Genomic DNA, 25,194 nt, shown 5'->3' on the forward strand with positions numbered 1-25,194 from the left:
GCGCGCGTCTCTCAGCTCGCTTGGTGTGCTACGCCGGCGCGAAGTTTAGAAGCCAGGGGCGCCGAGTTGAGCGGCGGGTCCTGATCGCGATCACTTGGCAGTGATCACGCGCGCTCGTTGTTCTTCAACATGATCCTACGGAGCTGCGAGAGAATCTGGGTGAGCCGCTCATAGTCCAAAGGGTTCAGCTTGCCGAAACTTGCCGCATGCACGTCCTTCGCCTTCTGGTTTATATCTGACATTACTTTGCGGGTTTTGTCCGTGAGGTGAACGCACCACATGCGGCGATCATCAGGGTGTTCTGCGCGCGCAACGTGACCACTTGCTTCAAGGCGATCAATCATCTGGCCAAGGGAAGCCCGGCTGACTTCCAGCTGCCGCGCAAGTTCAGCCTGAGACATCCCGTCCTGGCGATGAAGGTAGACCAACACCCTCCAAGAGGTCGCAGTTAATCCAAGCTCCAGCATTTTTTCATCGAAGGCCGCGCGCATAAGCCTTGTGACATCCGCCAGAAGATAGCCAGCTCCTAACGGGCTGAAGTTCGCTCGAAAATCTACCTCTGAGAGCGGCTCCCCCGTCTCTTCAATCATAGGACTTCGCTTCTCAACTGGTTTTTGACCGGCATTATATCGCTTTCCGTAAAGTTAACATCATCACCAAGGTTTGCGCCGACTCCGGCCATTTACTAGCTTATCCCCCTTCGCCTCTACTCCGGAAGCGGGCGCGCCAACCGCAGAACACGATTTGGTCCTTGCGACGCGGTCCACCTCTCTCCTGGCATTTGCCTTGTGTGCCTTTCGTACTTGCTGGGTTAGCCCATCCGGATCCGCGCAACTTCACATCGCCGGCCCTCGAAAATCGCCCGCCAGAGCTTGATCCAGCCCCCGAAGGTGCGTTGGGGATCGTCCCGCGATAGCTGCGTTAAGGTCGAGTCTGGTTTCTGATCGGCCCAAAAGCGAATCTACCAGCTGCGCTCGGCAAAGGTGAGATGTGTCGCGAAGAGCTGGTCGCGCCGTCGGCCTTCTCATCCCCGCCGGGCCTCGGTTGCGGCCTGGCCTGCGCTCCATGGACTCTAGTCCACCATGCCGGGGGTCGCCGGCTCCATCAATCAGCGGCCTTTGAGCCACGGGCCGCGCCATCTTGCTGAACCTACAGAAGGCGAAGCTAAAGCGGACCTTGCAATATCTGTAATGTGCATTACGGTTCGTGCCATTACCGTCGGGCCTAAGGACGAAAACGTCTCACCGACTGGGAGGGGACATGACCAAACATTCCAAACTGCGCCTGGCTCTCGCCTTCGGCGCATCAGCATTGACCTTGGCCGCAGCATCGCAGGGCTGGGCGCAGGATACGGACTTTATGATTGAGGAGCTCATTGTCACGGCTGAGAAGCGTGATCAGAGCCTCCAAGACGTCCCTGTTGCAGTTACGGCCTACACGAGCGAACGCCGAGATCTTCTCGGCGTGAGCAACGTTGAGGATTTAGCGCGGGTGTCGCCTAGCGTCACCTACACGAATAATGACCGGCTATCCATTCGCGGTTTCGGTAGATTGACCAACGCTATCGGCACGGACCCATCCGTGGCGCTCTACTCTGATGGAATTTTCTCAAATTCGATGGCTGACGCCGCAACGCCGTCGTTGCTCATAGAACGCACAGAAATCCTCCGAGGACCGCAGGGTACGCTCTATGGCCGCAATTCGATCGGCGGTGCTTTGAACATCATCGCTAAACGCCCGACGGATGACTTCAATGGAGAGGTACGCGCGGTCCTCGGGAATTACGGCACCTGGCGAACCGACGCCCTGGTCCGCGGACCAATCACCGATGGCCTCCGCTTCCTTCTGGGTGGCTCCGTGGAGCGTCGAGAGAAGGGATTCTTTAAGAATCTGGGGCCCGCTGGCGACTCCAGCGCGGTCAAGCGATACATCGTCGAGGCTCAGGTGGAGGCCGACCTTGGTGAGAACATTACCGCCCGGTTGCGGTACTCGAAGTTCGACTGGGATGACAGCTTCGGCGTCGGGAATGTCCACGAGTCGGTGACGAACAACTACGACACAACCTCCCCGACTGGTTTGGGCAACGCTGGACTCTACTACAATCCAACCTTCGGCTTTGCTGGGATCAATCCGGCGACAAGCGATCCTTACAAGATCAACACCAATCAGACGAGTGAAGGTAAGCTCAGCAACCACGAGCGGCTTCACTTCGACTTGACCTGGGACCTTGGCGGCATGACGCTCAAGTACCTGGGCGGATACCAGACGTACGTTTACGACACTGCAGGTGACGAGGATCGTTCATCGCGAAGCGGGCTCTTCAGTGTGCCGGCTGCAACGCCGTTCGGCGCCTACACCGCTTTGGGCGTGTCGCCCGATCAGCGATTCTTCTACCGTGAAGACCAGAAGTGGTATTCCAACGAAATCAACCTATCTTCAAATAGCGATGGCCCGCTGAGATGGATCGCCGGCCTTTACCAGTATCATCAGACCTACGCCCAACCGCAAGGCCAGAGGGTCCTAAACGACCCATCGGTTCAAAACCCCATAAGCTTGGCGACGGGGGGGCCGGCTGCTCCAAACCCGCAAGGTAACTATCTTTTTGTTGACGGCACACTGGAGGTGGATTCCTACGCCGCCTTCTTACAAATCGACTATGACATCACCGAAACGCTCACCGTGACAGGTGGCATCCGATACACAGTCGACGAAAAGTCGGGGACGGATTCGGCGCGCTACGTCTCGCGCACCAACACAACGACCACCATTCTGGCTGCGGCCGGAATCCCAGCCGCCGTCGGTCAGGGGCTCGCGGTGGACTTCACCACCTTCGTTGTGTGCGGGGGGCCGACAATCGCCACCTGCCTCGCCAACCCGCTCTACGCAAACCTTCGGGCCGCGCCAAATGGTGGGCTGACCCGAGACCTTGCTCAAGACTATGACGCCTGGACAGGAACTTTGGGACTGCAGTGGCAGCCGGACGATGACACCAACGCCTATGCCCGCTACAGCCGCGGCTACAAGTCCGGCGGCTGGCTCGCGTCGAACGGACTCACACCGTTCCCGTACGCCGACCCAGAGTATGTCGACAATTACGAAGTTGGCTTGAAGAAGACGTTTGGCGGACGGTTCCAATTGAACTCCGCCCTCTTCTACGCGGACTATAAGGGGTTCCAGGCGCCCCTCACCGTCGTGCTCAACCCAGCGACGGGATCTACAGGAAGCCAGTTCATCAACCTCGATGCGGTGAGCTGGGGCCTGGAGATGGAAGCCCAGTGGGCTCCGATCGACCATTTGCAGATTTTCGCCAGCTACTCCTACCTCAACACCGAGTTGAAGAGCGGCTGCTGCTTTGTCGACACGGCCGATCCGCGCGCGCTCCAGGCCGGAGCTCGGCCGACTGGAGCCGTCTTACCAAGTGGCGGTCGGCCACAGACCCTCGTAGGCAACCGTCTCCCTCTAACGCCGGAGAACAAGCTCAATCTTGGCGTCAACTATACGATTGAGTTTTCTGAAGGTGAATTGATCCTCGGCGGGACCTACACGTTCACCGACGAGCAACAGGCGGTGGTGTTCGCTCAGGAAGGCTTCCGCTCCCCCTCGAACGAAGTCGTCGATCTGAGAGCGCTATGGAAGGATGCCGATGACCGCTTCACGATCATCGCATACTTGAAGAACGCCTTTGACGAGTTGGCCTATCAGGACTTTCGCACAGGAGCTCCCTCTCCAAGCGGCATTCAGAGGACGACCCTAAAGCCGAACTTTCCGCGGACGTATGGTGTCGAGCTTCAGTATCGCTTCTGAAGCATGAGTGGCTAGGACCGTTCCTTGGCACGCCAGGGAACGGTCAAGCTCTGCCAAGGTGTAGTACGGCGCTGGGAATCGACCCGAACATTGGCCGCTCAGGGTGCTTTAGGCGCCAGTGCAGCGCTCCCCGACGAACAAATGAGCCAAAGCCGACACAATGACTTCGACTGGTTCGCCACTGGACGACGCAAGGCGAGCTTGAGCGACCAGCTGACCTCGCGGCGACCCCTGGGCGCCTAGCGTTCGCGGCCGGGAGGCCGTTCGGATCTCTTCAGGGCGCGGCGTCCGGATTGCCCAAGCCCCATCGACCGAACGTGCCAGTCTGGTTTCGGCAACTGCGCGACAAAGTCGAGCAGTTCGGCGCCGAGCCCGCGGTCCTGCGGGCTCTCAGACCTCGACAGTTGAAGGGCTAGCAACAGGTAACCGCGCCGGATGAGGCGCTGGCGGGCCAAGGTTTCCGTGGCGCCGGGACGGACGACAGTCTCCAGCCCAGGCTCGATGTCGCTGGCCCGGCGCGACGACTCGGCCGCCTGCCCTTTGCCATGCCGCTCGCGCAGCCTGCGCGCGGACACGGATTCGTTTCGATCCAGGACCCCACGCGCCCGCCGCGGCGTGGCCTCGGCCTCCACACCACGATCCCGGAGCGCCTGGGCGAAGGCCTCCCGCCATGCCGCCAGGTCCGCCTTCTTGGGATTCAAGCGCTCTCCATGCTCGCCCAGCGCACGGATCGCCAGGTGCACGTGAGGATGGGGCGCATCCGTGTGCAGGGCGAACACATAGTCAAACTGCGGATAGCTCGACGCCGCGAAATCCCGGGCGGCGTCGCGGACCGCGAAAGCGCTCGTACCCGCCGGCATCGACAGCACCACCGAGACGCTCACCGGCGTCGTGGCCCGACGGCGGCTGTCAGCCATGGCCATCGCACCCCAGTCGTCGGCGACGTCGCGAATGGAGTCCCGGGTGTCTAGCAGGGTTCCGTCTCGCCCCTCCAGGGCTAGGCCGCCGTGTCGATTGATGTAGTCGAGATGCGCCAGAAGGTGGGCGGTGTCGCGGGTTCGGCCAGACACCTTGACCATCACCTCCGGCGCGCGGCGGACGAGCCGCGCGACACGGGCGCGAATCGCGGGCGATCGGCCCGGGCTGAGGATCTCCTCGGGCGTTCGGCGGATGGCGCCCGGGGCGTACCAGAGGTCCTCGAACCCAGCCCACCTCACGGACCGTGTCACCGTGGGGTCTCCCAATAGGCGAGATTTCCGACGAATGCCTCGCGAACCGCCGCCATGTGGCTCCGGATTTCGACGCAAAGATCGCGAACTTCGCCCAGTTCAAGCTCGAGCACACGCCCTTCCAGCACAGCCGTGTTCAGCGCGCGCGCGATCTGATTGATGTTGACTCCGATGCGCCGCAGTTCGCCTTGAATGGCGATTAGCGCGATCTCGTCGGGCCGCGCGAAGGTCGGCCGGTCTCGGACGCGGCGCCGGACCAGACCCGCGACCCAAGCGGCTCTCGACAAGCCCATGGCGTGTGCCTCGCGGTCCAAGGCTATGGCGTCGGGCTGCGTCAGCCGGACCATGATCCGCACGGGGCGGCCGTCATAGAGGCGCGGGGTGGCTGGCTCCCCGGCCTCGGCTGTCGCGGCCTGCGCGATAAGCCGGCGCAGCAGGACCGATCGACCGCCGACCATTCCGGCGACCTGGTCGAAGCTGCGGGCGGTCGCGTCGCAGAGACGGACGCTGAACGTGGGCACGGCGAGACCTCGTCTGACAATGCTGCCGGCAAGGCTATCCTGCCCTCAACAGCCACGAGACAGACTGGCTCCCTACTCGAGATCGCGCGACGCGTAGGTTTACGGGCTGGGCCGCCGCGATCAGCCACGCTTGGAGGTTACGCCTCCCGCCGGCGCGTAACCCACCCACCGTCCGTCGCCATCGTAGAACGGCGAGCCATCGGCGCGACCCGCCGCGAGCCAGAGGTCGTCCAGCAGGCTCCGGACCAGATCACCCGACCGCGTCGTGCCTTCCGGGAGCAGCACATCGCCCAGGCCGAGATTTGGGGTGCGGAACCGTCGCGTCGCCAGATCGGCGAGGAGCTGCACATTCTGCACATCGTACATCGCCAAGGCGACGAGCGTGGGTCCCGCCAGGCCGATCGCCGCTAGAAGCGCAAGACTGCGGTCAATCCGCCCGATGAGCTCCGTCTCCAGGCGCAGACCCTCGACGGCGATATCTTGATCGTCGTCGATCCGCTCGGCGACCATGAGGATTTGTTCGACGACGCCCGGGCGTAGGAGCCGGGCGGACCAAGTCGCTTCCCGATTAAGGTTCCCGGCCACTTCGCGCGGCGGTCCATGAGCCCACCATTGCCGCTGATCCTGGCCGCCAACACCCCAACCGTCATCGTTTGGGACCAGCATCCGGCTCGCGGCGCTGACGCGCGCCAGGTCGAGACGAGGACGATCTAACGCCGTTGCTGGCGCCAGATAGAGCACGGCCTGAGGACGTGACACCAGCACAGGCGGATCGCTGGCGATCCGGGCGTTCTGGGTGTCCACGACAAGCGTTCTCAAAGCCTCCTGCAACTGCCGCTCTGAGGGTCGCGCAGTCCCACCGATGTCGTCGGCCATGGCTTCCAATGCGAGCTCCAAGGTGCGGCTCAGCGCGGCCCGGGCTTCTCGCCGCGCGTCATCGGCGAGCGCGTCTGAAGCGGCGTAGGCGATCGGATGCCGGAGATGGCGAAGGTCAAACGGCAGAAGGTCGGCCGGACCGAATTCGATGTTCATCGTCAACAGGATGCGCTCCGCCCCCTTGTCGTGCAGCGCATAGCCGTACTCGACCAGCACGTTGGGGTTGGGCGTCCGCTTTCCAGCGGCGGTCTCGGCGACAAAGGTCATGTCCGCCAGGAACACATCGCAGTCCCTGATCTTCCGAAGGATGGTGTCGCTGACCGGCGGCGTGCCAACGACGCCCTTGGTGTCCGAATCGATCGTCACCTTGAGGCCGCGGCGTGTCGCGAGGCGCTTCACCGCGTCGTCCAACGCCTTGGCGATGAAGCCCCGACAGAGCCTGTTCTCGCGGTCGCTCTGCCAGGAATAGAAGACCTTGAGATCCATCCTCCAGATCTACGTTGGAAGTTGCGTGGGTCAAGCTCGCGCGCTGGGCGCACGTCGGGTTCTAAACCGCTGCGCCTGCGCTATGCCTGCTTCACCACCGGGGATCATGTTCAGCCCGAAGGGGTGCTTGGAAGCGAGGCTGTATTTTTCGACCATCCGCTCTTCGTGAAAGAGGGCGTCCTCCCGCGTCATCCCGACGCTGCAGAGCGCCGTCACCAGCCCGGCGAGCTTCGGCTTGGAGTCAACGACGCCCATTCGCTCCGCGACGCGGGCACGGATCAGGTCGTCCAGGGTCTTGGCTAGCAAACGCTTGGACTTCTGCGCGACCGCGGCTCGGGTGTGCTCGTTGAAACGGATACTCCAGCCGCGCCGGGTGATCCCGTAGTATAGGTAGTCGTCGCCTCGGTCCGTGATAAGCGCGTGGAGGTAGAGGGTGTAGGCGCCTTGCAGTGAGGGCCCGCCTAAGAGTAGCGCCCGGAGCGGAACCTCGACGCGTATTGGGATATCCAGTGTCGGTGACCGCATCGAGAGATGCACCACGGGCGCAGACTCAGGCTCGTGACTGCGCAGCACCATGGCAAAATAGGCTTGGCCGCCTTTGGCGTCGGTGGTCTCGGTCACGTCGATGACGATGCGCGGTAGCCCGACATAGGGACCCGAGCCGCTTGCGAACGCCCCGGCCCGTACCCAGGCGCACATCTGGTCGGGAAAGCCGGTCGTCTCGTTGAGGGAGACGAGAGCGTGATCCAGGACCCCAGCGCAGCCCTCAACGTCGAACGAGAGCCCCGCCGTCAGATGGCGCATGGCCGCGAGATCGACGTAGCTGAGGTCGTCCATGGAGAGGGGTCCGACAAGTGGCGCAGGCCTTGCCGCCAGCGCAGGAACGCTGGCGGCGCGACCTGGACCCTAGGCCGTGTGGGTTTGCCGGGCGAGCAGGAAGTCCGCCGCGCGCTGGGCGTGGGCGGCGGCGGTGAAGATGAAGCGCTTGTCCTGCGCCAGCACCTCCAACCAGCTGGCAAGATAGCTGGCGTGATCGGCGCGAGGTTCCAGCGCCAACCCCAGGTCGGCGCAGAGAAATGCCGCGCCAAGCTCGGCGACGAGTTCTTCTCGGGCATAGCCTTCGTCGCCCCAGCGCTTGCGCCCGAAGTCCCGGTCCAGCCGGGTGGGATGCCGGGTCCAGTGGGTGCACTCGTGCGCAAGGGTGGCGTAGTAGGCCTCCGAATCGGCGAAGCACTCGAACGGCGGCAGCTGCACGTAGTCCGGATGGAGCGCGTAGTAGGCCTGGTCGCCGCCATGGCGGATGTCGGCGCCTGTCGCGGCGAAGAAGGCGTCGGCATGGGCGATCCGTTGGATCGGATCGAGCTGGGGCGTTTCAGAGGCGTAGAAGTGCGCCGGCAGACCCTCAACCTGCTCGACGTTGAACACGGTGTAGGCCTTCAAGAACGGGATCGCGCGCTCGACGTCGTCACCGTCGGCGCCGGTCTCGGTGCGGTGCAGCCGATTGGCGTAGACCACGATCGCGCCATGCTCGCCCTTGCGGACGTGGGCGCCGAGCGCCAGGGCCTGGCGGAAGGTGATCCAGATCGGCGCGGCGTAGCCACGAGCGGTGGCTTCCGCCCAGAGCAGGATGACATTGATCCCGCTGTAGGGCTCGCCGGTCGAGCGCAGCGGCCGGCTGATCCGACCAGCCAGGTGCTTGGCCGACCAGGGTTTGGTCCAAGGCCGCACGCCCCGTTCGAGGTCGGCGACGATGGCGGCGGTGACCCGGCTGTAGAGATCTGGGCGCGAGGGGTCGTGAGGGCGCGACATGGCGGCCTCCTGTCTTGTGGATTTCTGGGAAGAACCGCGCCCCGCCGGTTCGGCGGGGCGCGTTGCGGGCGGTCAGTCGGCCTGGCGGCTCCGCGACCAGATCAGGCTGTAGCCGGACCCGCTCTCGCCTTCGGGGGCGTCGACCAGGCTGGCGTAGATCGGGGCGGGGAAGCTCGGGTCGTCCAGCTTCACCGACAGGTAGTCCCGGTTCTCGCGGGAGGTCTTCTTCCAGGCCGCGCCGAACTCGGTCTGGCCTGAGAAGATGCGGAAGTCCGGGGCCTTGTCGTTGTCCTTCTCGACCTTGCGCAGGGTGGCCTGCTTGACGTTCAAGGTCAGGGTCTTGATCGCGCCGTTGAAGTTGCCGGCGTCGTCTTGGGTGAAGGTGCCGATGGTCGCCATGGTGAAGTCTCCTTGGGTTTCGGACCGCGCCCATCGCGGCCTCGATGGCGATCTCCAGGCCGAGGTCCGCTGGCCGCCGCAGCCGCTTGGCCCGCAGCGCAGCGGAGGACGTCGGCGGCGACTTGTTTGTCTCGCGAGGAATGGCGGCGCAGCCGTCAGGGGAAAGAAGTCGCCTCCGGCGTTGCGGCGGCCAGCGGGCCTCGGCCCGATCCGGCCAGAGAGGCGGCATGGGCCGGCGGACGCCCCGGTGACCCCAGCTTGGCGACCGCGCGCCCTCCCGGCGACGCCGTCTTTTCAAAGCGCAAAGGGCCGCACGGCGCGACGCCGCACGGCCCCAGGTCGAAGATCACGCGACGCCCCAGACGGCCCCGCGCGCGCTTTTCGTCAGGCGGCGTCCTGCTGCGCCGGAACCTCCTGTCGCCCGGCATCGGGTTTCGGCGTCCGCAGCAGACCCGGCAGCCACCCCGTACCGGCCAGCAGGGTCTCGGCCTCGGCGGCCATGTCCGGCTTCTTCAAGTCGCCGAGGCGTTCGGCCGCCGCGTCCGACACCGCCTCGCGCACCGCCTCCCCGATCCGGGCCTTGGTGACCCGCCCCAGATAGCTGGTCACCGTGGGCGTCCAGTAGCCGCTCATGTCCAGGTCTAGCGCCACCGCCAGTTGGTCAGCATGGGCCCACGCCCCCGGCTTGCGGTCGTGGGGCGCGCGCAGCGCGTTGAGCGACTGGCTGGCGCAATGGGCCAGGAGGTCGAGCAGGTCGCCCCCGTCGAGGGCCAGAACCATGTCCCAGAGGTCGGCCAAGGCGTCCGGCATGCGACCGGCCCAGCGGGCGTGGCGCTCGGCCACCGCCAGCCCCCCGCGCGTGTCCTCCAGCCCCGGCGCGTGGCCCGACAGGAAGGTGCTGGTGTGCCGAAGCTCCAGGCAGGACCCGCGCTCGTAGGGCGGATAGAACAGCGACGCCGCCAGGGCGTGGACGACCGCGCTCAGGGCGACGGTCGGCTGGCCGCCCAGGGCGTCGCGCAGCGCCATGGTGCGCTGCGCCGTCAGGTCCAGCACCAGGCGTTCGCCGAGCGGACCACAGCCCTCGTCCTCGGCCTCCTCGTCCGCAGCGGGCGCGTCGGCACGGGGCGCCTCGGCCGGTTCGGCCTCGGGTTCGGCGGCGGGCGGCGGCACGTCCTCGGGACGGACGAAGCCGCGCTCGCATCGGGCCACGCCGTCCTGTCCGAGGATCACGAACACCCCGCCCCGGGCGATCTCGTCGGGGTCATAGGCGGTCCCGTCGCCGAAGGCGTCGAGGGCCGCATCGATCTCGGCGAACCGCGCGGCGATCTCCGGGGGCAGGTCGTCCACCGCGTCCCAGTCGCTGACCAGGGCGTCATAGGCCTCCGAAAGCGCGGCCATTTCGGCCTTCACCTCGTCGGAGCGCTCCACGGGCCGGGGATAGACACGCGAGAGGCCGAGCGCTCGGGGATAGTCGAGGTGCGCCTCGGCCCACTTCCAGCCCTCGGTCTCCCGCACCGCCGTGGCGAGCGCCGCAAGCTTTTCGCCGACCATCCGCTCCAACAGGGCCACGTCCTCGAACCAGCCGCCGCCGTCCTCGGTGAAGAGGTCGCGGAGGATCGTACCGCCCGCCTCCACATAGGCCTCGACGCCGATGAACAGCGCCCGGCGATCCTGCGCCGAAACCTTGGCCTCGGTCATCGCCCTGCGGATCAGATAGGGCGGGCGATGGCCGTCCAGCTGGTCCAGCACCTGCTCCTGGCGAGCATGGTCCTCGCTGACGGCGAAGGCCATCAGCTGGTCGAGGTTGAGGTCTCCGGCGCGATAGAGCGCCATCAGGTTTGGGCTGACCGCCCCCAGCCGCAGGCGCTGGCGCACGACCTGGGCCGAGACGCCGAACCGGGCGCCGATCTCCTCGGCCCCCAGGCCGCGTTCTTCCGCCAGCCTGCTGAACGCTTCGAACTGATCGGCGGGATGCATGGCCGTGCGGGTGACGTTCTCGTCCAGGCTGATCTCGTGAGGGTCGTGGTCGACATCGACCACGCAGCGCACGGGCGCGGACTTTGGGATCGCCTTGCGCTTGGCGAGCAGGGTGAGCGCCTGACGGCGCCCCTCGCCGATGCTGACGAGGTAGAAGCCGGTCGGGGCGCCCTCCCCGTCCGTCTCCGGCTCCACGACCGGCGCCTGAAGCAACCCCTTCACGGCGATGCTGGCGGCCAGGGCCGCGATGTCGGCGTCCGCATGCGGGGTGCGCCGCGCGTTTCGGGGCGAGGGTTTCAACTTGTTGAGCGCCACCTCGACGATGGCGCCCGCTTGCAGGCCGCCCGCTTGCGGCGCGGCGATTTCGATAGGGCTGTGAACAGTCATGGATGCCTCCTTGGGGCATGGGTGCAGGCGCAAGGCGCGCCTGCGGCCCTGCCCGTCGGCGAGACCGGGTGTGCAAGCGGAGTGGACGGCTTCGCGGGGACCTGGCTGCAGGGGCTCGGCCCTTGCGCGGACCTCGCGGTCCTGCCCGCCCCGAAGCTGGGCGGAAGCCGTTCCGAAGCGCGCCGAGGGCGGAGCCCTAAGCGCCGACGCGCCCGTCGCCGGGCGCGTCCCAAGAATGAAGACTGCAAGGAGCCCGCTTTCGGCGGGCGGGACGCGGCGACGAGCGGCCGGCGACGCCGAAGGCGCGCAGACGGCGCCCCCGTAGGAGCCGCGCACGCGGCGGGACCGAGGGCGATCGCCGGCGGCTCACCGCTCAGGCGATGCGGGAACTTTCAGTTTGTTCGAACAAACATCGGATGCGGCGCCGACTTGTTGGCCGCGATCACCCCTCGTAGAACAGCGCCTCGGGCGCCGCCAATACGAGCCGACCTGGAGCCGGGGGATGGGCGCATGGCGCCCATGCGGCAGCGGTCGGACCTCCAACACGCGGGCCTCCCACTGCGGAGGATTCCAACGCCCGACCCCCTTCGGCGCGACTCTTGCGCCGCCGGCTGGATTGGTTCACGATTCCCCTGCTGGCGTGAAAGCGCCGGCAGGGGCTTGGAATCCCCTGTGCAGAGATCACGCGACCAACCGGGCCGTTCGTCCGGGTCATCGAGGCGCGCCCGCGCGGCGCGGCTGGATTCCGCGTGGCCCGACCGCTCGCCACAGGGCCTTCCAAAGGATTGCGCTTAGCGCCCGCCCCAGGTGAGCAGTTGAGGGAGCAGGCGATGACGCCGCCAGACGGTTCCAATCCGGCCGCACCGGCAGACGACGGTGGTCTGGACGATCTCTACCGCCGCTATTCGGGTTGGCTGAAAGCGATGTTGCGCCGCCAACACGGCGCCGATGAGGCCGACGACCTTGTCCAGGAAGCCTATCTGCGCTTGGCCCCACTGCACGCCGCGGGCGAGATCCGTCATCCGCAAGGCCTGCTGTTGCGGATCGCCCGGAACCTGGCGCTCAACGGCCATCGCGGGGCGGCGCGCCGCCGACGTCGCGACTATCGATTCTCGGAACTGGCGCACCATGCCGATGTCCATGCCGACACCGAGCAGAGCCAGGCGGTGTTGTACCGCCAGGTGCTGGACAGCCTGCCCGGACCCTACAGGGACATCTTTCTGCTGAACCGGCATGTCGGAATGACCTATGATCAGATTGCAGCCCATTGCGATATTCCGCTCAAGACTGTCGAATGGCGGATGTCGAAAGCGCTGGCCCTGATCGCCGCGCGCATGCTGGATTGAGGCGCCATGGCGAGCTTCAGCACCAATGAGGAGCAGGCCGAGCGGGAGGCCGCCGACTGGTTCGCGCAGCTGAACAGTCGTCGCATCAGCACACCTGCTCTGGAGGCGTTCCACGCCTGGCGCCGCGTGCCGGCCAACGACGCGGCCTATGGTCGTGTAGAGGCGATCTGGGAGATCGGGGCGAAACTGCGGGACGACCCCCACATCGCCCGCGCCGCGGCGAACGCCCACGCGCGGGGGGCGCGGCGCCGGCGGTGGCGCAACTGGGCGCGAAGCTGGACCTTGCCTTTGGGCGGGTTGGCGGCGGTGGGCGCGGCGGCGCTTTACCTGGCGGTGGCCAGCGCTGGCCAGACCTACCAGACCAAGATCGGCGAGCAACAGCTGGTGACCCTCGAGGACGGCACCCGCGTGCGTCTGGACACCGACACCCGACTGCGGGTGAAGTTGGGCGAGGATGAGCGGGATATCCGGCTTGTAAGGGGTCAGGCGTTCTTCGAGGTGGCCCACGACGCGGCCCGGCCGTTCATCGTCTCGGCCGACGACGCGAAGGTCCGGGCGATAGGCACCCGGTTTGATGTGCGTCTCATCAATGGCGCGGCTCAGGTCACCCTTGTGGAAGGCGCCGTCGAGGTCCGCCACGGCGCGCCGGGCGCCACCAAGGTTTGGCGGCTGGCGCCTGGTCAGGCGATCGCCACCGGCCCGGCGGCCGCGAAGCCCGCCGCGGTCGATGTCGCCGCGGCGACGAGCTGGACCGCCGGCCAGCTGGTGTTCCAGGCCACGCCGCTGGCGGATGCTGTCGCCGAGGTCAATCGCTACAGCCACACGAAGGTTACGCTCGACGCCGGCGACCTGGGCGCGGCGCCCGTGAACGGAAAGTTCGACACCGGCGACACCGAGGCGTTCGTCGCGGCGGTCTGTGACCTCTTCAATCTCTCGGCGGAGAGGCCCAAGCGCGATGAGATCCGCCTGTCGCCGAGAGCCTAGCCGAGATCAACGCGACGTCGCGGTTTCGGCGTTCACCTCCTCAGGAAGAATTTGCTAGCCTCGTCAGGGTCAGCCCTGGGCGGTGGTGTCTATCCCCCAATAGCGGCTCCGCGCTTCGGCGCAGGGGTCCGCGTCCAGAGGGGGAAAGTGTACCGTGTCGCGATCTGCATTGTTTCATCGACTGTCCCTGACCGCCTGCAGCACCTTGGCCCTGCTGGCGGCCGCCCCGGCGGCGATCGCCGCGCCGGCCGAGCCCACCATCCAGTTCACCATCCCGCCCGGGGCGCTGGACGGGGCGCTGACCACCTACGCCATCCAGGCTCGCGTGCAGTTGCTCTACACGCCGGACCTGGTAGTGGGCCGGCGCAGTGACGGGCTCACCGGCGCCTACACGGCGCGGGACGCCTTGGACCGCCTGCTGGCGGGTACGGGGCTTACCGTGCGGCAGAGCCGGCCAGGCGTGCTGGTCCTCCGCCGCGGGGTCGTGGCCGCCGTATCGGAGCCCGTTTTGAGCGAGACCGACGCGCCAGCCGCCGAGATGCTCGACGAGCTGGTGGTGACCGGCACCCATATCCGTGGGGTGCGGTCCGGCGCTTCACCGGTGCTGCAGTTTGATCGCGACGAGATCGACCGGCAAGGCTACGGCACGCTGGCCGACACCCTGGCGGCCCTGCCGCAGAACTATGCCGGGCTGGCCACGCCGGATGCGGTGAGCACCGGCTTCGACACCACCTCGCAGAACTACGCCCGGGCCACCGGGGTCAACCTGCGGGCCCTGGGCCCCGACGCCACCCTCGTGCTGGTGAACGGGCGGCGGATGGCGGGGACCGGCGGCCGTGGCGACTTCGCCGACGTCTCGGCGATCCCGGCCGCCGCGGTGGCGCGGGTGGAGGTCTTGCTGGACGGAGCCTCGGCGCTCTACGGCTCGGACGCGGTCGGCGGGGTGGTCAACATCCTGATGAAGCGCGATTTTGACGGCGCTGAAACCCGTGCGCGGTATGGCGCCGCGCGCGGCGGCGGCGCCGAGACCACCCTGGCCCAGACGTTCGGCAAGGTCTGGGGGAGCGGCCATGCCCTGGTCAGCTACGAGTACTATCAGCGCGACCGGCTGAGCTTCGCCGACCGGGCCTATACCGCCAGCGCGGATCTGCGGCCGTTGGGCGGCACGGATCACCGGTCAACCAACGCCAGCCCCGGCAACGTGCTGGTGTTCAATCCGGCGACGAACAGCTCCGTCCCGACCTATGGGATCCGCGCCGGCGCAACGACCTTTCCTCTCAGCGCCGCGGACTTCCAGCTCGGCCAGTTGAACTACCAAACGGTGCGGGAGGGCACCGACCTGCTCCCCCAGCAGGAGCGCAATAGCCTCTATGCCGCGGTGTCGCAGACCCTGGGCGCTGGGCTTGAGCTCACGGGCGATCTGCGGTTCAGCCGGCGGGCGACGAACACGGCGTCGATTGCGCCGTCGGCCATCGTCAACATCACCGACGCCAACCCCCTCTTCGCCTCGCCAACCGGCGCAAGAACCCAGCAGATCGCCTACTCGTTCTACGACGACCTTGGTCCCACCAACGCCTTCGCTGTCGGTCGCAGCCTTGGCGTCTCGGCCGGCGCGCGCGCGGACCTCTGGGGAGATTGGCGGGCCGAAGCCTATGGCGCGTTCGCCCAAGAGAAAACCAACGCCGGCACCACGGGCAACCTGAACTCGCTGTTCCTCAACGAGGCGGTAGGCGTCAGCGCCGACAACCCGGCCACGACGTTCCGCGCCGCCCGCGACGGGTTCTTCAACCCCTATGGCTCGGGACAAGCCAACAGCCAGGCGGTGCTGGACTTCATCGGCAGCGGCTACAGCAAGCAGCGGTTCGAGAGCCGGGTGCGCGCCTTCAACCTGCAGGCCGACGGCAAGCTCTTCAGCCTGCCGGGCGGCGATCTGCGCCTCGCCCTCGGCGGGCACGTCCGGCGCGAAACCTTCGACCAGTACCAGGAGAGCCAGCTGTTCACGGTCGCGCCGACGATCACCGCGCCGACGCGACAGGGGCGAAGGGTCAGCGCCGCCTTCGCCGAACTGCGCGCGCCGCTGGTCGGTCCCGACAACGCCTTGCGTGGGGTGCGTCGGCTCGAGCTGTCGCTCGCCGGACGGATCGAGGCCTATAGCGACGCCAAGGACTCCGCCGACCCCAAGGTGGGCGTGACCTGGGAGCCCATCGAGGGCGCCCGGGTGCGCGCCACCTATGGCACCTCCTATCGCGCGCCGGGTCTGACCGAGATCAACCTGCCCAAGACCATCAACGCGCTCAGCTTCACCAGCGGCGGGGCGCGGGTGCTCGCCCTGAACGTCGATGGGGGCAATCGGGACCTGGAGCCCGAGAGCGCCACCTCCTGGACCCTCGGCTTCGACCTGACACCGCCGGCCCTGCCGGGCCTCAAGGTGTCGGCGACGTTTTTCGACACCGACTTCACCAACCAGATCGACCGGCCCGTGTTTCGGTTCCTGGCGAGCGGGGTGACCAATCCGGTGATCGCGCCCTTCGTCCGGTTCGTCAGTCCGGCAAGCGCCGCCGACCAGGCGGCGCTCCAGACCCTGCTGGAGGATCCCACCTACACCACCCCTGGGCTCTACCCCGCCAACGCCTTCGGCGTGATCATCGACAGCCGGTATGCCAACACCGGGCGGCTGCATGTCCGGGGGATCGATGCTCAGGTGAGCTATGGCTTCGATCGCGGCGCCGACCGGTTCGACCTTTCCGCCAACGGCGCCTACCTGATCGACTACGAGCAGCAGCTGACCCCCACCGCGCCCATCGGCGATTTCGTCAATGTCGCCGGCCAACCGCTCCGGTTCCGCGGCCGCGCCGCCGTGACCTGGCGGCGTGACGCGCTTGGCGGGACCTTGGGCGTCAATCATGCGGGCGCCTACAAGACCAGCGCCGGTCAGGGAATCGACGCCTGGACGACCGTGGACCTGCAACTGACCTGGTCGCCCCGCGGCGGGGTCTTCGAAGGCCTCACCGTGGCCGCCACCGCGCAGAACCTGTTCGACGCAGACCCACCCTTCTACGACAGCCCGCAGGGGGTCGGGTACGACGCGGCCAACGCCGATCCCATCGGCCGCTTCCTGGCCGTGCGGCTTACCAAGCGCTGGTAGCGCCCCACCCCTAAACTTCCTGAGGTAGCCATGCGTGCGCTTCTGGCGCTGCTGGTCTGCGCGCTCGCGCCGACCTCGACGGCCGCGCGCCCCTTCACGGTGGAAGACCTGCTGTCCACGGAATCGGTCGGCCAGGTGCTGATCGATCCCGCGGAGCGGTGGGCGGTGATCGAGCATCGGCGGCCCTGGCGTCAGGCCGCGGCGTTCGACCTCAACCTGCACACCACGGCCCGCCTGACGCAGCTCGCCTATGTCGATCTGCGCCGGCCGGCGATCGCCACCCCTTTGTTCGACCAAACCCCGGAGGCGGGCTATCTGGCTGGCCCCATCGCCCCGGATGGACGCCACATGCTGGTCTATCGCCTGGTGGCGCGCCGGTATGAGGCCGGCATCCTGAAACTCGCCACGCGCCAGGTGATCTGGTTGCCGGTGACGCCCGACCAACCGCTCTATGGCCGGGCCGCGCAGTGGCGCTCGGCGTCGACCCTGGTGCTGCTGGCCAGGGCTGATGGCGACATCCCCAGGCAGCTGGCCATTCCGTGGCGGGCGGGCGAGCGTGTGGCGGCGGGCCGGGCGCGGACGGCCGCCGGACAATCGCCGTCAAAGGTCCGATATGGCAGCGGCCGGTTCGAGTCCGTGCGCGCCACCCGGCTCCCCTTGCTGCTGCTCAGCGTCGAGGCCGACACCGGCGCCATCCGCACCCTGGCCCAGGGCGACTTCGTCGATCTGGAGGTCTCGCGTTCGGGCCGCCATGTCGCCCTGCTTGAGAACCGCGCCGAGACCCAGGATCGCCCGGGCGACCGGGTCTATAGCGCGCTGCCCAGCCGCAAGCGGCGGCTCAGCCTGGTGGATCTCGACACCGGCGCCTTGGCCACGCCCTGCGGCGAGACCGAGGCGACGCTCCTGCAGCTCAGCTGGGCGCCCGACCGCGAGGAACTGCTCGCCGCGTTACATCCTGCCGGCGGCGCCTGGAACGCCCGCCAGTTGACGCGGGTGACGACCCAGGGCTGCACGCCGCTCGAAACGGGTGACTTGACGCTCACCCAAGACCGCAGCGGCGAGGATCACCTCTACCCCCGCGCGGTCTGGATGGGCCGCGAGGTCGTGGCCTACGCCCGACCGAGCCAAGGCGGCCGCTCCGACTGGTACCGGCTCGCTGCCAGCGGTCCGGTCAAGCTGACAGGCGGCCTGGCCGCCCCGACACCTGTCCTAGCCAGTCTCGCGCCCACGCGGATCGGCCTCGTCAGCGCCGAACGGCTCTGGACCGTCGATGCGGCCGGACAGGCCACCGCCGGCCCGCGCACGCCGAGCGCTGCGGTCCTCTTGAGATCCGTCGACGGTCAGGCCCGTGTCCGCAACGACCCCACCCCACCGGGTCCGGACACAACCCTGGTCGAAGACGGGGGCGCCAAACTCGTTTGGCGCCCACCCGCCTCGCCCGCCCGACAGGCGGGCCTACCGCCTGACACCGATGTTCTCGCCGTAGGCCGGATCTTCGCCATCGTCCTGACACGCGCGAGCAATGGCCAGCGGACGGTGACCCTGGTGTCGCCCGGGGCGCAGACCCCCATCCTGCAGCTCAACGCCGGCTACCAGGCGGTGACGCCGGCCAATGTTGTTGCGGTCTCCCATCGCGGCGCCCGCGGCGAACCTTTGACGAGCTCGCTCTACCTGCCGGCCGACCGGCCAGCGAACGCCAAGCTGCCCCTGGTGGTGATCCCCTATCGGGGCCACGTCTTCACCGCCGCGCCGCGTCACCTGGCCTTGGGGGAGTGGAACGACTCGGCCAACGCCCAGCTGCTGGCCGCCGCCGGCTATGCGGTGCTGGCCCCGAGCCTGCCCTACACGGCAGGCGTCGATGAGCCGGGCGCCGGCCTCGCCGACGACATTCTGCGAGCGGTCGATGCGGCTGTGGCTCAAGGGCATGTGGATCCAGATCGGATCGCCCTGTTCGGTCATAGTTTCGGCGGGCGTGGGGTGCTGCTCGCCGCAGCCCAGTCGGCGCGGTTCAGGTCCGTGATCGCCAGCGCCGCCGTCGCCGACGACGTCTCCAACTGGGCGATCTTCCCCCTGCATCAGGCCGCCGTGCCCGAGGACGGCTACGCACCGAACCTCACCAACGGCCATGTGGAGCAGGCCCAGGCCAGCATGGGCGCGCCGCCCTGGATCGACCCGGAGCGCTATCGGCGCGCCAGCGCGCTCTTCGTCGCCGACAAGATCACCGCCCCGGTGCTGCTGCTGCACGGGGAGACCGACGAGTTGGGGGTGTTCCAGTCGCAGGCGATGTTCAGCGCCCTCTACCGGCAGGGCAAGGACGCCCAGCTGGTGGTCTATTGGGGCGAAGGTCACAACACGGCGAGCCCGGCCAATATTCGCGACCGCTACCGGACAATCCTCAGCTGGCTGGCGACGACCCTCCCCCCCGCCGACGCCAGCAGCGGACCCACGCCTCCGCCGTCGCCGCCGCCATGATCGGTGCGCTGTCGGCGTGCCAGATCAAATTCTCCACGGTGAGCAGCCGGTCGAAGCGATCGGTGTCGATCAGCCCGGCGCCGGCGAGCTCTCCATCGAGCAGATAGCCCCGCAGAAACGGCAGGCTGTCGGCGATCACCCGGTGATAGAAGGCCGAGAACTCGCCCTTCTCGCGCCGCTCCAGCACCGAGACCGGCAGGCGCGCAGCGAACGCGCGCCGGGCGAGCGCCCGTTCTCGCCCGCCGGCGGTGAGATCGGGGACGGGGATGGCCAGGCAATGCTCGACGATCGGCTGGAACAGGAACGGCGTCAGGATCTCGGCCTGCCGGCTCCGACGGTTCTCAATGTGCGCGGTCAGCTTCTGGGCGATGATGGCGATGTGCGCGCGCTTGCCGGGGGGCAGGCCTGCCGTCCCGGCCATCCAGGGGTGATCGTGCAGCTTGGCCTCGCCCCACCAGGCCGCGCCCGGCTTCAGCGCCTGGCCGAGGGTCCGCCAGACCGACTGGCGCGTCCAGCGCGCGACGTCGGCGACATAGGGGGAGCTCACGCCGCGCAGACCCGTGGCGCGCAGGTGGTCGGCGACCACCACCGCGGTCGGGATGTTGAACAGCGCCATGTCGCCGCCCTGGCCGCTCACCATCCGGTCGCAACCGGCCTCGGCGAGCCGGCGCGCCAGGTCGATGTCGGCCGCGGCGTCGAAGGCCTGGAAGCCCGGTCGCAGGCCAAGGGCCCCGCCTTCCAGCAGTTCGGCGTCGTAGCGGAACGGGGCGCGGAACACCTCGGTGAGACGCACGCCCCAACGGGCGGCCACGTCGCGCGCGAAGGGCCGTTCGTCCCCGGAGCCCTCGGCCGCGTGATAGTTGAACCAATGGCGCACCCGCTCGCCCCCGGCCGGCGCTAGGCTTGACGCCAGGATCGCGGAGTCGAGTCCGCCGGAGATCTCGGCGGCGATTCCGGCGGCATCGGCGATTGACGCGGCGACGCACTGGTCGAGCAGGTCTGGCAAGGCCGTCGCGGCGTCCGCGGCTGACATGGAGGGGCGTTGCGCATAGTCGCTGGGGCGCCAGACCTGACGCTCACCGCCGGCGAAGGCGGCGAAGGCGCCTGGGGTGACTGAACGCACCGAGCGCAGGCCCGAGCGCACCGCCGGCGCGCTACCGTCGACCAGCCATCGGCCGATCTCCGGCCAGTCGAAGGTCACGGCCGGCGCCAGGCCCGGCGGCATCCAGGCCGGGCACTGGGCGGCGGCGACGGACAGGCGATCGCCGCGCCAGGTCAGGGCGTCCACCGCGCCGGACGGGTCGCGATAGACGCCGCCGGCCGCGCGAACGGGATCGATCAGGGCCACGTAGCGGCCCCAATAGGTGTCCCTCAGCCGTTCGGCGACCTCGAGGGCCGGGCAGGCCTGGGAGATCATCAGATGGTCGGCCTCGTCGTCGGCGACCGGCCGGAACGTGCGGCGGAAGAGATCGCCGACCACCCAGCCCCGGCGCGCAGGCAAGCGCCGCACCCGGGGCCAGACAGGCCCGCGGACCGCCAGCAGCAAGCCGTCGACGTCGACGGCGATCCGCCAGTCGGACTGCAAGGCGAGCACGGCGCGGAGTGGCTCGAGCGGACTAGGCGGCGGCGCCTCTGACCAGTGAAAGGCGACATAGCCCACCATGTCAGACCCGCAGGATCTGGCGGTAGGGGGCGACCCGCTCAACGGTGTCGTTGAGCACGATCCCGCCAGCCTGGACCCAGCAGTGGGCGGAGAACGGCCAGGTCCGCACCCCGAACACCCAGTCGGCGGCGAGCCCGCGCGCCGCCAGGAATTCCAGCAGCAAGGTCGCTTGGAAGAGGCACGCGCCCTGGACCGGAGACCAGGGCAACACGGCGTTGAAGAGCCTGGCCTGCGTCAGGAGGGGCTCGGTCGGTTCACTGCAGTCACCAGCTAAGGGCTGGCGGCGGCGACGGCCGTGATCGAGCACCTCGGCGAACGGCTTGCGCCAGAAGCTGGGCGCCAGGCGCGCCATGGCCAGGGATAACCGTGCGCCGTCCGCCAAGCTCGGTCGCGGGAGGACATCGCGGCTGAGATCGCTGGTGACCGGGGTCACCGTCAGGGCCGGGGGAGATGCGCCCACGGCCTCGACGATCAGGCCGGCGCCGGCGAGTTCGGCCAGGAGATCGCGTGGCAGGCGCTTGACGTCGGCGTTGATCGGACCGGGCGGAAGGCCCTCGCCGGCGGCCGGCAGGCAATAGTAGGCGTCGGCGCGGACATCGAGCATTACGAGCGCGCCGCTGTCGATGACGGCATGGACGCTCGGCGCGAAGCGCCAGGTGGGCGTGAGGGGCATGGGCGGGTCTCGGCTGCGAAGCCGGCGGAAGACATGGACTTCCGCCGGCCCCGACGGGCCCTTACGGGCGCGGCTGCAGCTCGAACTCAGGCGGCTGGTTCAGGTCGCCGCCGAGAGTCACGCGCTTGGCTTGGCCGAAGCAGATCAGCTTCGAAGTCGGTGTCCGGATCATCGGAACCTCCATCAGGACTGCGCCGCGGAATTGCGGCCTGCTGATCGAGCGCCCCGGCCGTTCTGTATTCAATCTATAGTTGCTCTATAGAATAGGGCCGCGTCAGACCATCAATGCGCCCAAGCGGACCACAGCGCCCAGGCGTCGCCGATGATAGGCCCGCAGCCGGGCGGCCGCCTCGGGCCCAGGCTCTGCGGCGATCAGGTCGGCCAGCTCCGCGGCCACGTCGGGCAGGACCCGGCTCTCGCGCTGGCGCAGCAGATGCAGGCGATCGGCGACCTGAAGGTGGGCGCGCATCAAGACGGGTCCACCCCCGGCCGAGACCTTGGCGGCGAAGTACGCCTCGGCCAGCGCCACCGGGTCGGCGCCGTCAACGGCCGGCGACGGATCTCGCATAAAGGTGGCGGGCGCGGGCGCCTGCGCGACCGCGATCAGGACCTGGGCCTGGTGCAGCCGCAGGAGATCTGAGAGATCGGAGGGACTTGCCGACCAGACGAAATAGCCGCGCACCTGGCCGTGACGGCCACCGACCAGGCCTTCGCCGGCAAGATGGGCCAGGGCCTCGCGCACTGGGGTCGCCGAGACGTCCAGATCGGCCGCGAGATCCATCACGATCAGGGGCGCGCCTGGCGCGAGCTGGCCCTCGCGAATTCGTCGGCGCAGGGCCTCCAGGACCTCGCCGAAAGGGTCCCTGGTCCGCAATCGGCCCTCCCCTTCATCTCTCTTTGCTCTGAGTGAAGACGCGTTGGCGACAAGCCGTCCAGCCCTCGCGCGCAGATCATCACCAACATTCTGCAATATCCGCAGGCTTCGGCAACATTCTGGATCTTTCGACGCAATGATCTGGCGGCACGTGCGCCACATTCTGGCGCAGATCCATTACCCCAACTCCGCGTTTCATTCGATCTCGATCCGTGATTATTCGGCATTGCTCGCATTTTGTGAGCAGATCACCTCGACAACCATTGATTGCTTGTCCGGGCGACGCCAAAAGAAACATCGCGGCGAGTAGGCCGCGTTGCGCAGTGCTTGTCCCATGCCGCCCGCCGATGGCCCTCTCAGTGAGACCAACACCCTCAAGGAAGCCCTCCGGGCGATCCGCCGGCGCCGCGGCATGTCCGCCCGGGAGGTCGCCGCTGCCATGGGCCTGGCCTTGCGCACCTACCAGCATTTCGAGGCCGGCCGCGGTCAGCTCAACTTCGAGCGCATCAAGGCGTTCGCCCTGGCCACCGACAGCGACCCGCATGCCATCCTGACGGCGGTGATGATCGGAACGGCGTCAGTGGAGGGCGTTGTGATGCGCGCCGACAAGCCATGAACCGCACCGCCAGCCCGCCCCTGAAGCGGATGATCCGCCGGCGCGAACTCCGTGAGATGGTCCCGCTCGCCGACAGCACGATCTATGAGATGGAGCAGCGCGGGGAGTTTCCCAGGCGGTTCGCGCTCTCGCCGCGCTGCATCGTGTGGGATCTCAGCGAAGTGGAGGCCTGGCTCGACAAGCGACGGGCCGCCCCGGTTGTCAGAGCGCAGCATCCGGACGTTCACAAGCGCCGGACACGGCCGGTCAAGGCGATCGCGCGGCCTGGCGCCGGCGCGGGACTAGCGGGCTAGCCCGCCCGGGGCGGGCGCATCGTCAGAGTTCAACCCGCGTCAGCGCTCCTGCGCGGCGGCGAGATCGGCCTGCAGGACCTCACCGGAGTTGTCCCCCCGCCACTCCTCAAGCTTCGCGCGGATCGCGGCGCGAATGAGATCGCTCTTGGTGAGATGACGATCGAACGCAAATTGGCGCAGCGCATTGTCGTCGCGCACCCGCAGGTTCACAGACCTGAGAACCATGTCTTCGTCCATGGATGCCTCCTCAAAAACCTCACCGGACATATATAGGTATATATCTATAGATTGTCAGCGCTTACTTACAATTCTGGTTCCCGGGATCAGTCGACGTACCCGTCGAGCACCGCACTCGCGACGAGGCCGAGGCATCCAAGGGTGGGCATGCCCGGCCCGCGCGCCAAGCCGCAAAGGCCTGGAACATGCAGACCGTCGGGAACCTCCGAAGACGGTGGCAACGACAAATCCGCGCGCATCTCGCTTGTCGTCGTACGTTTCAAGGCCCTCGCCGTGGGCGTGTCGGCGAGCAGCGCCTGAGCCTTGCCGCGCACGATCTTCAGGACGCTCCACGGGTCAAAGCCCATAGCATTCACCAGGTAGTCAGCTGCAACATCGCGCGTCATCGAAACTGTCCCGCCATCGCCTGATGGGCGGTCGTAGCCGATGGTGATGAGAAGCTCATCGAGCTCAAAGCGGACGCCTTCTGCCCGGCCCACGGCATACTCAACGTTGCTAGCGGCATCGATCACCGCCTTGTTGCGCAGCGAGATCACCCCTGACTCGGTGTGCGCCAGCAGCGTTTGCCGTTGGGGCTCCGACAGCTCGCGCCAGTCGGAAGGGTCGGTAAACCAGCGACGCTCGGCGTGACCATCACCTCTGGGCAGCAAGGTGCCCAGTGGGCTGATGCTCCGGAGTGACGATCCCCTCTCCGCCAGCCGCGGCGCAAGCCAAGCGGCCACCGCGCCTGCTGCGCCGCCGTCGCCCACGACGGCGACAACCTTCTCCCGCCCGGCGAGGAAGAGGTCCCTCGCCGCCCAGACATCGGCCGGATCGAAGATCCGCTGCGCCGGGATCTCCCCACGTTCGGGAACACGTCTTGGATCGCCCGTTCCCGTCAGGACGACCCCGTCCGAGTCCAAGAGGTTATCGACGTCTCCAGCTCGGGACGTGATGCGCCACATGCCGTGGCCTGTCCGCGCGATACGGGTGACCTCGGCAATCGTGCAGGCCTGCCCGGCGCGCTCAAACACCCAGGCGATGTAGTGCGCCCACGCGGCATGCGGCGGAGGCTCGCGCCCACGGTCAACCCAATCGGCGAACCGTCCGGTCTCGACGAGGAAGGCGTTCCAGCTGAACCGCCTGAAGATCTCGCCGGCGATCGACCGGGTCGGGTCGCCGTCCAGGCCGGTGGTCTCAACATAGGGGAAGCCGATGTCCTTTTCGGCTGGAGAACAGAGCTGCAGAAGGCCGCTCGTGTAGCCCGCCTCCCCGCTCCAGGCCGATCCAGGCGCGACCTGTTCGTAGACGACGATCTGCGGATGCTCCCGCTCCGGCCACAGCTCACGCAGAACGGCCGCGCGAGCCACGATGGCTGCGGCCTTGGGGCCCGCTCCGACAATCGCGAGGGATTTGGTCACGAT

Annotated in this window: 20 protein-coding genes; 7 read left to right on the plus strand and 13 right to left on the minus strand. The window is 67.6% G+C overall.

Features of this window, described 5'->3' with window-relative positions:
* Positions 1-104 precede the first annotated feature (104 nt).
* On the minus strand, positions 105-590 hold the full coding sequence (locus OUA97_RS06985; RefSeq protein ID WP_267231103.1) for a MarR family winged helix-turn-helix transcriptional regulator: 486 nt from the start codon (positions 588-590) through the stop codon (positions 105-107).
* Positions 591-1,260: 670 nt separating this feature from the next.
* Here OUA97_RS06985 and OUA97_RS06990 point away from each other — a divergent pair.
* On the plus strand, positions 1,261-3,804 hold the full coding sequence (locus OUA97_RS06990; RefSeq protein ID WP_267231104.1) for a TonB-dependent receptor: 2,544 nt from the start codon (positions 1,261-1,263) through the stop codon (positions 3,802-3,804).
* Between the two features lie 239 nt (positions 3,805-4,043).
* Here OUA97_RS06990 and OUA97_RS06995 read toward each other — a convergent pair whose 3' ends face one another.
* The 7 genes from OUA97_RS06995 to OUA97_RS07025 form a co-directional block, all read right to left on the minus strand.
* Positions 4,044-4,883 carry a relaxase/mobilization nuclease domain-containing protein gene (locus OUA97_RS06995; protein ID WP_267231105.1) on the minus strand — a complete coding sequence of 280 codons (840 nt, stop codon included), beginning with the start codon at positions 4,881-4,883 and terminating at the stop codon, positions 4,044-4,046.
* A 146-nt stretch (positions 4,884-5,029) separates the two neighbouring features.
* Positions 5,030-5,554, minus strand: a complete 525-nt coding sequence (mobC, locus tag OUA97_RS07000) for a plasmid mobilization relaxosome protein MobC (protein ID WP_267231106.1) — start codon at positions 5,552-5,554, stop codon at positions 5,030-5,032.
* Between the two features lie 120 nt (positions 5,555-5,674).
* A complete protein-coding gene (locus OUA97_RS07005) occupies positions 5,675-6,916 on the minus strand; it encodes a hypothetical protein (RefSeq protein ID WP_267231107.1) in 1,242 nt (413 codons plus the stop codon).
* A 30-nt stretch (positions 6,917-6,946) separates the two neighbouring features.
* A complete protein-coding gene (locus tag OUA97_RS07010) occupies positions 6,947-7,753 on the minus strand; it encodes a hypothetical protein (RefSeq protein ID WP_267231108.1) in 807 nt (268 codons plus the stop codon).
* Between the two features lie 69 nt (positions 7,754-7,822).
* Positions 7,823-8,725 (minus strand): ArdC family protein, encoded by a 903-nt coding sequence (locus tag OUA97_RS07015; RefSeq protein WP_267231109.1) that lies wholly within the window; start codon positions 8,723-8,725, stop codon positions 7,823-7,825.
* A 72-nt stretch (positions 8,726-8,797) separates the two neighbouring features.
* A complete protein-coding gene (locus OUA97_RS07020; RefSeq protein ID WP_267231110.1) occupies positions 8,798-9,124 on the minus strand; it encodes a DUF736 domain-containing protein in 327 nt (108 codons plus the stop codon).
* Positions 9,125-9,508: 384 nt separating this feature from the next.
* Positions 9,509-11,488 carry a ParB/RepB/Spo0J family partition protein gene (locus tag OUA97_RS07025; RefSeq protein WP_267231111.1) on the minus strand — a complete coding sequence of 660 codons (1,980 nt, stop codon included), beginning with the start codon at positions 11,486-11,488 and terminating at the stop codon, positions 9,509-9,511.
* 830 nt (positions 11,489-12,318) lie between these two features.
* Between OUA97_RS07025 and OUA97_RS07030 the strand changes: the two genes are divergently transcribed.
* The 4 genes from OUA97_RS07030 to OUA97_RS07045 all read left to right on the plus strand — a co-directional run bounded on the left by OUA97_RS07030 (position 12,319) and on the right by OUA97_RS07045 (position 19,435).
* Complete coding sequence (locus tag OUA97_RS07030; RefSeq protein ID WP_267231112.1) at positions 12,319-12,834, plus strand: RNA polymerase sigma factor; 516 nt, start codon at positions 12,319-12,321, stop codon at positions 12,832-12,834.
* 6 nt (positions 12,835-12,840) lie between these two features.
* The gene (locus tag OUA97_RS07035; RefSeq protein ID WP_267231113.1) at positions 12,841-13,818 is read left to right on the plus strand and encodes a FecR family protein; all 978 of its coding nucleotides are present in this window, start codon (positions 12,841-12,843) and stop codon (positions 13,816-13,818) included.
* A gap of 154 nt (positions 13,819-13,972) precedes the next feature.
* Complete coding sequence (locus OUA97_RS07040; RefSeq protein WP_267231114.1) at positions 13,973-16,963, plus strand: TonB-dependent receptor; 2,991 nt, start codon at positions 13,973-13,975, stop codon at positions 16,961-16,963.
* A gap of 30 nt (positions 16,964-16,993) precedes the next feature.
* Positions 16,994-19,435, plus strand: a complete 2,442-nt coding sequence (locus tag OUA97_RS07045; protein WP_267231115.1) for a prolyl oligopeptidase family serine peptidase — start codon at positions 16,994-16,996, stop codon at positions 19,433-19,435.
* On the opposite strand, the gene OUA97_RS07050 is transcribed toward OUA97_RS07045, so the two are convergent.
* The 3 genes from OUA97_RS07050 to OUA97_RS07060 all read right to left on the minus strand — a co-directional run bounded on the left by OUA97_RS07050 (position 19,359) and on the right by OUA97_RS07060 (position 22,645).
* Positions 19,359-21,029: an asparagine synthase C-terminal domain-containing protein gene (locus OUA97_RS07050; RefSeq protein ID WP_267231116.1), complete on the minus strand. Its 1,671-nt coding sequence runs from the start codon at positions 21,027-21,029 to the stop codon at positions 19,359-19,361. The genes OUA97_RS07045 and OUA97_RS07050 overlap by 77 nt on opposite strands.
* Positions 21,030-21,099: 70 nt before the next feature.
* Complete coding sequence (locus OUA97_RS07055; protein WP_267231117.1) at positions 21,100-21,771, minus strand: lasso peptide biosynthesis B2 protein; 672 nt, start codon at positions 21,769-21,771, stop codon at positions 21,100-21,102.
* A 274-nt stretch (positions 21,772-22,045) separates the two neighbouring features.
* Entirely contained in the window at positions 22,046-22,645 is a 600-nt protein-coding gene (locus OUA97_RS07060) for a winged helix-turn-helix domain-containing protein (protein WP_267231118.1), read from the minus strand.
* Between the two features lie 334 nt (positions 22,646-22,979).
* On the opposite strand from OUA97_RS07060, the gene OUA97_RS07065 reads away from it, so the two are divergent.
* Both OUA97_RS07065 and OUA97_RS07070 read left to right on the plus strand, forming a co-directional pair.
* On the plus strand, positions 22,980-23,261 hold the full coding sequence (locus tag OUA97_RS07065; protein WP_267231119.1) for a helix-turn-helix domain-containing protein: 282 nt from the start codon (positions 22,980-22,982) through the stop codon (positions 23,259-23,261).
* Entirely contained in the window at positions 23,258-23,554 is a 297-nt protein-coding gene (locus tag OUA97_RS07070; RefSeq protein ID WP_267231121.1) for a helix-turn-helix transcriptional regulator, read from the plus strand. Before OUA97_RS07065 ends, OUA97_RS07070 begins: the two co-directional genes overlap by 4 nt.
* Before the next feature lie 39 nt (positions 23,555-23,593).
* Here the strand turns inward: OUA97_RS07070 and OUA97_RS07075 are convergent, their stop codons facing one another.
* Both OUA97_RS07075 and OUA97_RS07080 read right to left on the minus strand, forming a co-directional pair.
* A complete protein-coding gene (locus OUA97_RS07075; protein WP_267231122.1) occupies positions 23,594-23,791 on the minus strand; it encodes a hypothetical protein in 198 nt (65 codons plus the stop codon).
* An 86-nt stretch (positions 23,792-23,877) separates the two neighbouring features.
* Complete coding sequence (locus OUA97_RS07080; RefSeq protein ID WP_267231123.1) at positions 23,878-25,191, minus strand: SidA/IucD/PvdA family monooxygenase; 1,314 nt, start codon at positions 25,189-25,191, stop codon at positions 23,878-23,880.
* Positions 25,192-25,194 lie beyond the last annotated feature (3 nt).

Origin of the sequence: Phenylobacterium sp. 58.2.17, assembly GCF_026411515.1 — a bacterium.
GTDB lineage: Bacteria > Pseudomonadota > Alphaproteobacteria > Caulobacterales > Caulobacteraceae > Phenylobacterium.

Bases quoted from the DNA above. Each gene is read 5' to 3' on its own strand.
- OUA97_RS07020 (WP_267231110.1), bottom strand. From the start codon at position 9,124: ATGGCGACCATCGGCACCTTCACCCAAGACGACGCCGGCAACTTCAAC.
- OUA97_RS07015 (WP_267231109.1), bottom strand. From the start codon at position 8,725: ATGTCGCGCCCTCACGACCCCTCGCGCCCAGATCTCTACAGCCGGGTC.
- OUA97_RS07055 (WP_267231117.1), bottom strand. From the start codon at position 21,771: ATGCCCCTCACGCCCACCTGGCGCTTCGCGCCGAGCGTCCATGCCGTC.
- OUA97_RS07075 (WP_267231122.1), bottom strand. From the start codon at position 23,791: ATGGACGAAGACATGGTTCTCAGGTCTGTGAACCTGCGGGTGCGCGAC.
- OUA97_RS07065 (WP_267231119.1), top strand. From the start codon at position 22,980: ATGCCGCCCGCCGATGGCCCTCTCAGTGAGACCAACACCCTCAAGGAA.
- OUA97_RS06990 (WP_267231104.1), top strand. From the start codon at position 1,261: ATGACCAAACATTCCAAACTGCGCCTGGCTCTCGCCTTCGGCGCATCA.
- OUA97_RS06985 (WP_267231103.1), bottom strand. From the start codon at position 590: ATGATTGAAGAGACGGGGGAGCCGCTCTCAGAGGTAGATTTTCGAGCG.
- OUA97_RS07010 (WP_267231108.1), bottom strand. From the start codon at position 7,753: ATGGACGACCTCAGCTACGTCGATCTCGCGGCCATGCGCCATCTGACG.
- OUA97_RS07045 (WP_267231115.1), top strand. From the start codon at position 16,994: ATGCGTGCGCTTCTGGCGCTGCTGGTCTGCGCGCTCGCGCCGACCTCG.
- OUA97_RS07005 (WP_267231107.1), bottom strand. From the start codon at position 6,916: ATGGATCTCAAGGTCTTCTATTCCTGGCAGAGCGACCGCGAGAACAGG.
- OUA97_RS07035 (WP_267231113.1), top strand. From the start codon at position 12,841: ATGGCGAGCTTCAGCACCAATGAGGAGCAGGCCGAGCGGGAGGCCGCC.
- OUA97_RS07070 (WP_267231121.1), top strand. From the start codon at position 23,258: ATGAACCGCACCGCCAGCCCGCCCCTGAAGCGGATGATCCGCCGGCGC.
- OUA97_RS07030 (WP_267231112.1), top strand. From the start codon at position 12,319: ATGACGCCGCCAGACGGTTCCAATCCGGCCGCACCGGCAGACGACGGT.
- OUA97_RS07025 (WP_267231111.1), bottom strand. From the start codon at position 11,488: ATGACTGTTCACAGCCCTATCGAAATCGCCGCGCCGCAAGCGGGCGGC.
- OUA97_RS06995 (WP_267231105.1), bottom strand. From the start codon at position 4,883: ATGGTCAAGGTGTCTGGCCGAACCCGCGACACCGCCCACCTTCTGGCG.